The sequence below is a fragment of the Winogradskyella marincola genome, from assembly GCF_029624125.1.
GTDB classification, from domain to species: domain Bacteria; phylum Bacteroidota; class Bacteroidia; order Flavobacteriales; family Flavobacteriaceae; genus Winogradskyella; species Winogradskyella marincola.
Genome location: NZ_JARSBN010000001.1, coordinates 191,237 through 203,800, shown reverse-complemented (window position 1 = coordinate 203,800; position 12,564 = coordinate 191,237). Strand labels below are relative to the sequence as shown.

General features: G+C 33.5%; 13 protein-coding genes and 1 tRNA gene. 8 read left to right on the top strand and 6 right to left on the bottom strand.

From position 1 onward, the window contains the following. The 8 genes from P7122_RS01005 to P7122_RS00970 form a co-directional block, all read left to right on the top strand. Positions 1-2,468: CLIPPER-2 domain-containing protein (locus P7122_RS01005; protein WP_278003920.1), on the top strand; the 2,468-nt coding region annotated here is incomplete at its 5' end. A gap of 29 nt (positions 2,469-2,497) precedes the next feature. After that, a complete protein-coding gene (locus tag P7122_RS01000) occupies positions 2,498-3,424 on the top strand; it encodes a PorP/SprF family type IX secretion system membrane protein (protein ID WP_278003919.1) in 927 nt (308 codons plus the stop codon). Between the two features lie 10 nt (positions 3,425-3,434). After that, positions 3,435-5,414, top strand: a complete 1,980-nt coding sequence (locus P7122_RS00995) for an OmpA family protein (protein WP_278003918.1) — start codon at positions 3,435-3,437, stop codon at positions 5,412-5,414. A 106-nt stretch (positions 5,415-5,520) separates the two neighbouring features. After that, positions 5,521-6,048, top strand: coding sequence for an isopentenyl-diphosphate Delta-isomerase (idi, locus tag P7122_RS00990; protein WP_278003917.1), 528 nt, complete (start codon positions 5,521-5,523; stop codon positions 6,046-6,048). After that, the gene (locus P7122_RS00985; RefSeq protein WP_278003916.1) at positions 6,045-6,455 is read left to right on the top strand and encodes a 6-pyruvoyl trahydropterin synthase family protein; all 411 of its coding nucleotides are present in this window, start codon (positions 6,045-6,047) and stop codon (positions 6,453-6,455) included. The genes idi and P7122_RS00985 overlap by 4 nt, the downstream gene beginning before the upstream one ends. Before the next feature lie 3 nt (positions 6,456-6,458). Further along, positions 6,459-7,430, top strand: coding sequence for a type I phosphomannose isomerase catalytic subunit (locus tag P7122_RS00980; protein ID WP_278003915.1), 972 nt, complete (start codon positions 6,459-6,461; stop codon positions 7,428-7,430). A 61-nt stretch (positions 7,431-7,491) separates the two neighbouring features. Then, positions 7,492-7,761: a hypothetical protein gene (locus tag P7122_RS00975; RefSeq protein WP_278003914.1), complete on the top strand. Its 270-nt coding sequence runs from the start codon at positions 7,492-7,494 to the stop codon at positions 7,759-7,761. Positions 7,762-7,807: 46 nt separating this feature from the next. Further along, positions 7,808-7,881: transfer RNA gene (locus P7122_RS00970), tRNA-Thr, on the top strand. A gap of 152 nt (positions 7,882-8,033) precedes the next feature. Here P7122_RS00970 and P7122_RS00965 read toward each other — a convergent pair. The 6 genes from P7122_RS00965 to P7122_RS00940 all read right to left on the bottom strand — a co-directional run bounded on the left by P7122_RS00965 (position 8,034) and on the right by P7122_RS00940 (position 12,280). Continuing rightward, a complete protein-coding gene (locus P7122_RS00965) occupies positions 8,034-8,741 on the bottom strand; it encodes a DUF4369 domain-containing protein (RefSeq protein ID WP_278003913.1) in 708 nt (235 codons plus the stop codon). A gap of 52 nt (positions 8,742-8,793) precedes the next feature. After that, positions 8,794-10,074: a DUF819 family protein gene (locus P7122_RS00960; RefSeq protein WP_278004348.1), complete on the bottom strand. Its 1,281-nt coding sequence runs from the start codon at positions 10,072-10,074 to the stop codon at positions 8,794-8,796. A 494-nt stretch (positions 10,075-10,568) separates the two neighbouring features. Then, on the bottom strand, positions 10,569-10,748 hold the full coding sequence (locus P7122_RS00955) for a type II toxin-antitoxin system antitoxin (protein ID WP_076617084.1): 180 nt from the start codon (positions 10,746-10,748) through the stop codon (positions 10,569-10,571). Then, a complete protein-coding gene (locus P7122_RS00950) occupies positions 10,741-11,250 on the bottom strand; it encodes a hypothetical protein (RefSeq protein WP_278003912.1) in 510 nt (169 codons plus the stop codon). Before P7122_RS00950 ends, P7122_RS00955 begins: the two co-directional genes overlap by 8 nt. Further along, positions 11,250-11,417, bottom strand: coding sequence for a DUF4177 domain-containing protein (locus P7122_RS00945; RefSeq protein ID WP_243472564.1), 168 nt, complete (start codon positions 11,415-11,417; stop codon positions 11,250-11,252). The genes P7122_RS00950 and P7122_RS00945 overlap by 1 nt, the downstream gene beginning before the upstream one ends. 2 nt (positions 11,418-11,419) lie before the next feature. After that, on the bottom strand, positions 11,420-12,280 hold the full coding sequence (locus P7122_RS00940) for an SPFH domain-containing protein (protein WP_278003911.1): 861 nt from the start codon (positions 12,278-12,280) through the stop codon (positions 11,420-11,422). Between the last annotated feature and the right edge of the window lie 284 nt (positions 12,281-12,564).

Genomic DNA, 12,564 nt, shown 5'->3' with positions numbered 1-12,564 from the left:
CGGACACGAATGTCGATGACACGAGTGATGATGGAGATGATCTGGACGGCAACACGACGGACGATCCAACAGAAACTGTTATATCTCAAGAGCCAATGCTTGCTATTGAAAAGACAAGTAGTTTAGATTTAGGTGCAGATGGTATAGCAACAGTAGGAGATGTTATTACATATACATATACTGTTACAAATACAGGTAATGTTACTTTATTTGACGTAGATGTCACAGAAGATGCTGCAGACTTTACAGGAACAGGAGTATTACCAACACCAACTTATGTAAGTGGAGGTAGTGATGAAGATGGTGAAGCAGATCTTGAGGATATGGTTGTAGGTTCTGGAACGATAGTTTACACAGCAACTTATGCATTAACTCAAGCTGATATTGATGCAGGTATAGTGACTAATCAAGCTGTTGCTAGTGGAACAGGTCCTTTAGGAGGAGGAGTTACTGATGATAGTGATGATCCAACGGATCCAACAAGTAATGATGATCCGACAGATACAGTTATTCCTCAATTACCAGTCTTGGCTATTGAGAAAACAAGTAGTTTGGACTTAGGTGCAGATGGTATAGCAACAGTAGAAGATGTTATTACATATACATATACTGTTACAAATACAGGTAATGTTACAATTTTTGATGTTAGTGTTACAGAGGATGCTGCAGATTTCACAGGAACAGGAATATTACCAACACCAACTTATGTAAGTGGTGGTAGTGATGAAGATGGTGAAGAAGATCTAGAAGATATGATTGTAGGTTCAGGAACGATAGTTTACACCGCAACATATGCATTAACTCAGGCAGATATTGATGCTGGTATAGTAACTAACCAAGCTGTAGCTAGTGGAACAGATCCATTAGGAGGAGGAGTTACTGATGATAGTGATGACCCAGCTGATCCAACAAGTAATGATGATCCAACAGATACTATGATTCCTCAATCGCCTAGTATAAATCTAGAGAAGACAAGTAATTTAGATACTGGTGCAGATGGAGTTGCAGATGTAGGTGATATTATTACATATACATATACTGTTACAAATACAGGTAATGTAACTTTATTTGACGTAGATGTCACAGAAGATGCTGCAGACTTTACAGGAACAGGAGCATTACCAACCCCAACTTATGTGAGTGGTGGTAGTGATGAAGATGGAGAGGCTGATTTACAAGATATGATTGTAGGTTCAGGAACAATAGTTTACACCGCAACATATGCATTAACTCAGGCAGATATAGATGCAGGTATAGTTACGAATCAAGCTGTTACTAATAGTACAGATCCATTAGATGGAAATGTATCAGATGATAGTGATGATGGAGATGATACAGATGGTAATACTGAAGATGACGTTACAGATACTGAAATTACTCAAGTACCTATGATAAGTCTTGTTAAGACAACATTACCACTAGAAGATACAAATGGAGATGGTATTGAAGGAAGTTTAGATGATGTTATCTCGTATGTGTTTATTGTTGAAAACACAGGTAATGTAACATTAACAAATATTGAAGTTGAAGATTTATTACCAGGACTAAACTTAGTAGGTGGACCAATCGCTCAGTTACTACCAGGAGAAGTTGATGATGTAACTTTTACAGCAACATATCAAATAACACAAGAAGATTTAGATAACGGATTTGTTGTAAATTCAGCGACCGTAAGTAGTGAAGCTCCGGGAGGCGACTTAGGTGATCCAACAGATGATATTAGAGATACAAGTGATGATCCTAATGATGATAATAATGATGATGAAAACGGAGATGGAGAACCAGATGATCCTACGGTAACACCACTTAATTCAATTTTTGATATAGAAGTTATCAAAGTTGTTGATGAAGTAAGACCAGTTGTAGGTGATGAAGTTACATTCACTATAGAGGTAGCTAATATTGGAAACGTTACAGCAACAAATGTTATTATAAGTGAGGTTATTCCTAGTGGATATACTTATATATCTCATATTATTTCTACAGATGGAGGTGTATACTCTGAATTTGATGGTGAATGGAGTATAGGTCAATTAGATGTAGATGAAGTAGCTATACTAGAAATTACTGTAGAAGTTCTTGGAATAGGAGATTATGTTAATACAGCATTTGTAAATAATGCAGATGGTGGTAATGACGCTAACCCTTCTAATGATGAAGATACTGCAACAGTAGATCCAATATGTTTAACAATTTACAATGAGTTCTCTCCAAATGGAGATATGGTTAATGAGACATTTGTTATTGATTGTATAGAGCGATTCCCTAATAACAAACTAGAAGTCTATAATAGATGGGGTAACAAAGTTTACACTAAAAATGGATATCTAAATGATTGGGATGGAACATCTAACGGTAGAGCAGTGGTTAATCAATCCGATAAATTACCAGTAGGAACGTATTATTATGTTCTTGATTTAGGTGATGGTTCAGATCCAAGAGTAGGATGGTTATATATAAATAGATAAGTAAACAACTTTAGAAAAAAGACAGAAAGATGATACGTATATTATCAAAAGCAAGTTTAATTTTAATGGTGTTTACTACACTATTAGCAACTGATTTAAATGCGCAGCAAGATCCTCAATACACGCATTACATGTATAATACATTAAGTGTAAATCCAGCTTATGCTGGTCAGAGGGAAACGTTGAGTGTTGTAGGTTTGCATAGATCTCAATGGGTTGGTATAGATGGTGCGCCACAAACACAATCTTTAGGTATTCATTCACCTTTACGTAATGAGCGTATAGGTTTAGGGCTAAATATTGTAAGTGATGCTTTAGGACCAGCCAGAGAGAATTTTATCGATGCTAATTTTTCATATACCATACCTTTAAATGCTAATGATCTAAAATTATCATTTGGTGTAAAAGGAGGTTTACACATGTTAGATTTGGATTGGAGCAAAGGACGTTATAGAGATCCTGATAATGTTTTCAATGAAAATGTAAATTTAATTTCTCCAACGATTGGCGCAGGACTATACATGCATACCAGAAAATGGTATTTAGGATTAGCAGTGCCAAATTTCTTGGAAACAGAACATTATGATGATTTTCAGGAATCTAAGGCTACCGAGAGAATGCATTTTTATGCTATTGGTGGATATGTGTTTAACCTAAGTGAAACTTTAGAATTAAAACCAGCATTTTTAGTCAAAGGAGTTTCTGGTGCACCATTAATCGCAGATGTTTCGGCAAACTTTTGGTACAAAAAGAACTTAACTGCAGGTTTAGCATGGAGATGGGATGATTCTGTAAGCGCTCTTGTTGGTTTTCAAGTTACACCAGGAATGTTTATTGGTTACGGGTATGACTTAACCACAACAGGATTAAATAACTATAATAGCGGAACACACGAAATAACTTTAAGGTTTGAAGTGAAACGACTAGGTAGAATTTTATCACCTCGTTTCTTCTAAAAATAAGACTATGAGAACAATTTCAAGATATATTAGTTTAGTTTGTGCAGGTATGTTTGCCCTGACTTCATTTGCACAAAACGGTAAAATAAAAAGTGTTGAAGACGATTATAGAGATTTCGCTTATGTAAAAACAAGCGAAGTTCTTCTAGAAGTAGCTAATAAAGGCTATAAGTCTGCTGAGCTTTTTCAAAAATTAGCAAATTCATATTACTTTAGAAATGATATGGAAAACGCTGCAAAATGGTATGGTGAGTTAATGACTATGAATGATGTCATTGATCCAGAATACTATTTTAGATATGCTTTAGCACTTAAAGGAATTGAAGACTACAAAGAATCTGATAAATGGATGAAGAAATTCAATGAGCTTAAGCCAGACGATATGAGAGGTAAAGCTTTTCTTTCTAGTGTAGATTATAAGTCTAATATAGAAGAGATCAGTAGAGATGATATTGAGCCTTATAATTTAGAAATTAACACAGAGCTTTCAGATTTTGGTGTTACAGAATATGAAAACGGAATTGTTTTTTCTTCATCAAGAGGTGGAGGCCGAAAGTATAGATGGAACGAAGAGCCATATCTAGATTTGTATTCAGCTGAGAAAACAGAAAGCGGATTTGGAGAAGTTAAAGAGATACAAGGAAAAGTAAATACCAAGTATCATGAGTCTAGTGCTGTGTTTTCACCAAACGGTAAGTACATGTTTTTTACAAGAAATAACTTCTTTAGATTAAAGTATAAGGAAGATGGCACAGGTATTAATAGACTACAACTGTACAGAGCTACTTTGAGTGAAGATGGTACTTGGGACGAAATCCATAAAGTACATTTTAACAGTGAAGATTACAGTGTTGCTCATCCAACTTTAAATGTTACTGGAACACGATTGTATTTTGCTTCAGACATGCCAGGTACGTACGGACAATCGGATATTTTTGTAGTAGATGTTAATGATGATGGTACACTAGGAGAGCCTGAAAATTTAGGCGCTTCTATTAACACAGAAGGTCAAGAAACATTTCCGTTCATGGATACTAGCGGTAATCTATTCTACTCTTCAACAGGGTTTCCAGGTTTAGGAGGTTTAGATGTTTTTAAATCAGAAGAATTAGACCAAAAAGTTGATAAAGGTTCAAACAGAAACTATCCGATTCAAAACGTTGGAAAACCAGTAAATAGTTCAGCAGATGATTTTGGGTACTATGAAAATTTAGTAACAAAGCGTGTCTATTTTAGTTCTAACAGAGAAGGAGGTAAAGGTAGTGATGATATCTACACCTTTGAAGTACCAGAGTGTGAGCAATTGGTAGTTGGTACTGTTCAAGATAAGAAGACAGACGAGCTTATACCTAATGCTACAGTTATTCTGTTTGATGGTGAAGGAAAAGAAATAGAGCGCAAAACAGTAGGAGAAGATGCCGCTTTTGAGTTTAAATTAGAGTGTGAAACAGAATATTTAGTCAGAGGAGAAAAAGAAACTTATTTATCTGATGAAAAACGTTTCACTACGCCTAAGAAAAAGCAAGACTTACAATTGCAGTTACTTTTAGAGAAAGATGTGCAAGAAATAAGCCCTTGTGATGATTTAGCTAAGATCTTAGACATTCCTATCATATACTTTGATTTCGATAAGTCAAACATTAGATACGATGCAGAAATAGAATTACAGAAGGTATTAGCTGTATTGAATAAATACCCAACAATGAATATAGATATTCGTTCGCATACAGATTGTAGAGGACCTGCAGACTATAACGAAAAATTATCTGATAGAAGAGCAAAATCTACACGTCAATATCTAATAGATAATGGCATCGCAGCAGAGCGTTTAACAGCAAAAGGTTATGGTGAATCGCAATTAGTTAACGACTGTGGTTGCGAGCCTACAAACGAGTCTAGCTGTTCTGAAGAAGAACATCAACTTAACAGACGTAGCGAATTTATTATTACAAGTATTAATGGTAAATCTTGTGACGATAAAGAATAAGCGTCCCAATTATAGAAGTTAAAAAAATAGCCGTTTAAGTAATTAAACGGCTATTTTTTATGAAATAGTTTACCGTTTTTAGACCTTTAGGAGTTAATTTTGTTTTATGGTAGAAGAACAAGTCATCCTTGTAGATGAAAACGATAATAAAATTGGCTTAATGCCAAAAATGGAAGCACACGAAAAAGCATTACTTCATAGAGCTTTTTCAGTATTTGTTTTTAATGATAATAACGAATTAATGCTTCAGCAACGTGCATTGCATAAGTACCACTCACCAGGTTTATGGACTAACACTTGTTGTAGTCATCAACGAGATGGAGAATCTAACTTAGATGCAGGAAAGCGAAGATTGCAAGAAGAAATGGGATTTGTAACAGAGTTAGAAGAAACCACTTCGTTTATATACAAAGCACCATTCGATAATGGATTAACCGAGCACGAGTACGATCATGTTATGATAGGATATTATAACGATGCTCCACAAATCAATGAAGATGAAGTAGCCGATTGGAAATGGATGAGTCTAGAAGATGTTAAGGTAGATATGGCATTACATTCCGAGAAATATACAGCTTGGTTTAAAATTATTTTCGATAAGTTTTATGAATTTATAAACGTAAAAAAATCATGAAAGTAACAGTACACAGAAAAGCACATTTTAATGCTGCTCACAGACTTTATAGAAAAGATTGGAGCTTTGAAAAAAACGATGCTGTTTTTGGTCTGTGTAATAATCCTAACTTTCATGGTCATAATTACGAGCTTATAGCTAGTGTAACAGGGAATATAGATCCAGAAACAGGGTATGTTATAGATGTTAAGATTCTAAAAGATATCATTAAATCTGAAGTAGAAGATGCTTTTGATCATAAGAATCTTAATGTTGAAGTGCCAGAATTTCAAGATTTAAATCCTACTGCTGAAAACATAGCGGTTGTTATTTATAATAAAGTAAAAGCCAAATTAGACCCTAAGTTTCATTTAGAAATTACATTGTACGAAACACCTCGTAATTTCGTAACCTATTCAGGAGAATAATTAATGAAGAATAAACTTTATCCTTTAAAATTTAAACCCATATTAAAAGATAAAATATGGGGAGGCACCAAACTAAAAGAACAGTTTAATAAACCATCTGATTCTAATCAATTAGGAGAAAGTTGGGAAATTAGTACTGTGCCAGGAGATGTTTCTGAGGTTGTAAATGGTAAGCTTAAATCTCAAAATCTTCAGGATTTACTAGAGTTATACAAAGGCGATTTAATAGGAGATAAGAATTACAAACGATTTGGAAATAATTTTCCTTTACTCATTAAGTTTATTGATGCCAAACAAGATTTAAGCATTCAATTGCATCCAGATGATGATCTTGCAAAAGAGCGTCATAATTCCTTTGGAAAAACAGAAATGTGGTATGTAATGCAAGCAGACAAAGGTGCTAATCTCATTGTAGGGTTTAACCAAAAGATGGATGATAAAACCTACTTAAAGCATCTTGAAGAAAAAACTCTAACCAAAATTTTAAATTTCGATAACGTAAAAACAGGAGATACCTATTTTATTGAAGCAGGTCGAGTACATGCTATTGGAGCAGGCGTTTTATTAGCAGAAATACAGCAAACAAGTGATGTTACCTATAGAGTTTATGATTGGGATAGAGTTGATGATGAAGGTAACGAACGCGAATTGCATAATGATATAGCAATAGACGCTTTTAAATTTGATTTAAAAGACGACTTTAGGGTTGATTATATAAAGGAAAAAAACCTTTCAAACGGCATGGTAAGCTGTCCTTTTTTTACCACAAACTATATTGAATTAGATTCAAATTTAGAAAAAGAAAATCTTCACGATTCGTTTTTAATTTATATGTGTGTTGATGGAGAGGTAGAAGTTGTTACAGAAGACACCAAAGAAGTAATTTCTAAAGGAGAAACAATTCTATTACCAGCAGCAGTAAAAGATTTTAAATTAAACTCTAAAAACGCAAAATTACTCGAAGTTTACGTTTAAAAAAATACTAAAAGTAAAGTAAGGATTCCGTACATTTGTACCCAAATTAACATAGATTATTATGGCAAATAAGAGAGATTTAAAAAAAGACATCAATTACGTTTTTGGTGATATTATTGAAGCGGTTTATTACTGGGAGTTAGAGAACACAGAAAAGCCGACTAAGGAGAGTGAAGCTATTATTGATGATGCAATTGCGTCTTTTGACGAATTAATTGCTCGTGTAAATGATAGAAGCGTAGAAGGTAAAAAAGCTCATTTTAAAGCAATTAACAGCGACTTAGAATCTAAAGGTAGAGCGTTAATTGAAAGAATTAATAAATTAAAATAAAAGTATTTGCAAAATTGAATTTTAGGTTTAATTTTGCGACCGCTTTGCCGATGTAGCTCAGCTGGCTAGAGCAGCTGATTTGTAATCAGCAGGTCGTGGGTTCGAGTCCCTCCATCGGCTCTGTAATATAAACTCTAATTGCTTATGCAGTTAGAGTTTTTTGTTTTCTAACATTAAAGTCTCATTACATGTGTTAGATTTTATAGAACATAAAATAAAAAAAGCTCTAATTTATTAATTAGAGCTTTTTGTTTATTAAAGATTATTTATTTCTATTTAGAACTTCTTTCAGCAATAACCTCTCTCAGTTTTTTACCGTAAAATGAATTTTTAATATTTTCGGTTAAGTTATTATAAACAGAATCTACGTAAACCGGATTTGCAGAAGGTATTTCATACAAAGCTAAATAAGGAGCAATAATATTATCCTTATTATTCAAAGCAAACTGAATGGTATAAGAGTATTTACGTTTATACAAGATTTGAGAAGCTCTGTTTAATGAATCGGAAGCTATACTGTCTTGATCTCTTTGAGCTATTAAATTAGCTTCTATAAGGTCTAAATTTTGGTCATTAAACTTAGACATTACTTTGGTATACTCGTTTAATAAATCTTGTTGTTTAGAACCTTTGATTTCTGCATCATAGTTAAAATGTTTTAGAGTAGTTGTTATCTCAGTAACACCTTTGTCTGCAAAAAACGGTATAAAGTGTTCTTCACCATCGTTCTTAAACAATTTAAGATAGAGTAGTATAGGCTCTTCTAAATTTGTTTTCAATGTAAATTCTGATTGGCCAGAAATAACCATAGAATCTATATTTATTATAGTTGAGTCGTTTTCTTTTTGAAGATAGACAATGCCTTTTTTTAATCCTTTAATATTTCCTTTTAAAGTGAAGTTGGTGTCCTTATCATTTCCGCAAGACAGAATAAGTAATAGTAATGCAAAAAGGCTTAACGTTTTATATAAATTAGTCATGTTTAGATTAAATTTTTAGGTGCGCAAATATCATATTTTGAAATTAAATATACTAGCCACCAGCTGCAATTTTCATAAGTTCAGCACAGAGAATAGCACCATAAGTTCCCACAACATATCCAAATACAGCTAATAAAGCACCAACAGTGGCTAATGAAGGGTGAAATGCTGCGGCAACAACCGGAGCAGAAGCAGCTCCACCTACATTTGCTTGGCTTCCGACAGCTAAAAAGAAGTATGGTGCTTTTATTAGTTTTGCTACTATAATCAAAAGTCCGGCATGAATAGCCATCCAAACCAAACCTATTAATATTAAGCCAGGATTTTCCAGTATTTTACCTAAATCCATTTTCATACCAATAGTAGCTACAAGAATGTATATAAAAACACTACCAACCTTACTAGCACCAGCACCTTCATAATTTTTTGCTTTTGTAAAAGATAAAAGAACACCAATTAATGTAGCTATAGAAATTAACCAAAAGAATCCACTTCCAAATGATGATAAAGCACTTTTTGGATCACTAACAGCTTTGAAATTATCTTTAAGAAATACAGAAATATAATCTGCTCCAAAGTGCGCAATACCAACAGCACCAAAAGCAATGGTTAAAATGATAATTAAATCTGTAGTTGTGGGTACACGAGTAATTTTATCACTGAATGCTTGTACTTTATTTTGTAACTCGTCTATGGCTGTATTATCAGCTTTTAGCCAATTATCAATCTTTTTACGTTTACCAATGCCTAATAATATCACAGCCATCCATAGGTTTGCCACAACTATATCTACGAGTACCATTCCACCATAAAGCTCCTGATTAAACTCGTATATTTCTAACATTGCAGCTTGGTTTGCGCCACCACCAATCCAGCTTCCGGCTAATGTAGCTAATCCTCTCCAAGTGGCATCAAACCCAACGCCTCCAACAGTTTCTGGTGAGAAGGTTGATATTAGTAATATAGCAATAGGTCCGCCAATAACAATACCTGCAGTTCCTGTGAAAAACATTACGAGTGCTTTCCATCCTAGATTAAAAATGGCTTTTAAATCAATACTTAATGTAAGTAACACCAATGAGGCAGGTAATAAATATCTACTAGCGATAAAATAAGTCTCGGATAATTTGTCTGAAATTAAACCTAAAGAGTTAAATATAGCAGGAATAAGATAGCACATTAGTAATGCAGGAACAATACGATAAAACTTATGCCAAAACCCTGTTTTTTTAGATTCGGTAAAGAATACAAAACCTAATGCTATCAATAGTAACCCAAAGACTATTGCGTCGTTCTTAAATAGTACCCATTGATTAGCAGTTGCTTTCTCAATTTTCTTTTTTTTGAGCTGAATAGGACTTTTATCTAAAAGAAATTCGGTTTTTGCTACCTTAAAAAGTTCTTTGTTTTTAAAACGGTTAGAAGTTTTCATTTTTAGATCAAATAATGATCCCTTCTTTTCAAATTTTATTTCAGAAACACCAATGTAATCTAAGGTATGTACTTCATTGTTTTTGTTATATGAAAAACTACCCTCAGCAAGTTTTTTATTTGGAATGAATTGAACTAATTCAGATAAACCATCAGTAATAGTAAATTCAATTTTAAAAGATGTGAAGCTTAAAGAATCAATCTTCACTGGAATTGTAAACTCTTCCGAGTGACTACTATTTGGTTTTTCAAAAGTTAAGGTTTGGGAAAATGAAGATTTAATACTTAACAAAAAGAAAGAAAGTATTAAAAATAATCTAATTGAGAATTTCATGTGTGCAGTATTTAGTCGCAAAATACCAAAATAAAGGGCAATAAAAAAGTGACTGTTTCCAATCACTTTTCTTCATCTGGTTTATCTTTCTTTTTGGGTTGTCTGTTGTGTTCTTTTAAATGCTGCATTAGCATCCATTCTATTTGTCCGTTGGTACTACGAAACTCATCTGCTGCCCATTTTTCAATGGCTTTTAGCATATCTTCATTTATTCGTAATGCAAAGGCTTTTTTCTTAGACATCAGTATTTAATTTTGTTTTGTAAGCTTCTAATACACGTATGGCTTCTTCTTTTTTCTGAGTGCCAATTAATAACTTTTTACCGTTTTTTAGTTGGAGTTGTATGCCAATATCTCCAGATACATTGATGGCTCTTCCTTTAGATTTATTCCATAGTGCGCCACCTTTTAGTCCCCAACCACCAAACTCTGTAATAGCATCGTAAGTTCTAACATTGGCAGATTTTATTTCAGTCCACGGTAATAATTTAAACTTTAATTGAAACGGAAAAAATTTATAACGAATACCATCTTCATCAATCCGAGTATGCAATTTAAAAACGAAAATAAAACAAGAAGCAACAAGAATAATAGCTAGAGTACCAATAAATTCTATTGTTGAAAAAGACGCAGGATTGTCTAGGTATTCTTTGGTAATAACCCACAAAGGAACTATTGCACTCACAGCAATGAGTACAATAATCCATGTTTGGTTAAATCGTTGTTCTTCTTTAAAAATTCGCATTATCTATTCTTGTCACGTTCAAAAACTATAAATGATATCATATGTTGGTTTGGTGTGATTTCTGCCAATCGCCAACCTTCTTTTGCGTACTTGTTTAGAATTTCTTCTAATCGATCCGTATGGTTTTTCCAACCGAGTTTAGGTTTTATAACTTTATATTCTTTCATTTCTAATGACTTAAAGTTCCGGTGTTAACAACTGGTGAAGCCTCTTTATCTCCACAAAGTACTACCATAAGATTACTTACCATTGCTGCTTTGCGTTCTTCATCTAGCTCAACAATTTCATTTTTGTTTAGTTCTTCAATTGCCATTTCTACCATACTTACAGCACCTTGTACAATTTTATGTCTGGCAGCCACAATTGCAGTTGCTTGCTGACGTTTTAGCATTGCATTTGCAATTTCTTGCGCATAAGCTAGGTAGCCAATACGAGCTTCTAAAACTTCAATTCCAGCAATGGATAAACGCTCATCAATTTCTTTTTCTAGGGCTTCACTAACTTCGTTAACACTAGAGCGAAGGGTAATGTCTTCATCATGCCCTTCGTCGGCAAAGTTATCGTAAGGATACATGCTAGCCAGTTTACGCACTGCAGCATCGGTTTGTACTCTTACAAAGTTTTCGTAGTTGTCTACATCAAAAGCAGCTTTGTAGGTGTCTTGCACACGCCATACTAAGATTGTACTAATCATAACTGGGTTACCAAGTTTGTCATTTACTTTAAGACGCTCACTATCAAAGTTGCTTGCTCTTAGAGAGATTTTCTTTTTGGTATAAAAAGGGTTTACCCAATAGAAACCATTCTTTTTAATAGTACCAACGTACTTACCAAATAATAGTAATACTCTAGATCCGTTTGGCTGCACCATTACAAAACCAAATGCCATAACAAGCGACAATATAATAGTAATAATTGGCCAAGGTGTTTTTAAAGTAATCATAGTAGCTATGCTTCCAAAAAATACTAATAAAAACAGAAACAGCATAAAATAGCCATTTGCTGGGACGATGATTTTTTCTTCTTTCATGTTAAAAAATTTAATTGGTTAATCATTAAAATTCAATATGATATTAAAATGATATCATAAAGATATATAAGGTTAGTGTGTTTAACCAAATATTTGTTACAATATTTATGAAAAAAAGTAAAATATAGAGTTTGGCACGCGGTTTGTTATATACTAAGTGTAATGGTTACAGCGATAGTTACAATAGTAACAACACTACAAAATCGCGACATTACATTTTGGTTGGTTAGTTAGTAAAAAAGCATCTCAAGTCTGAGATGCTTTTTTGATTTTTGCAGTATTTA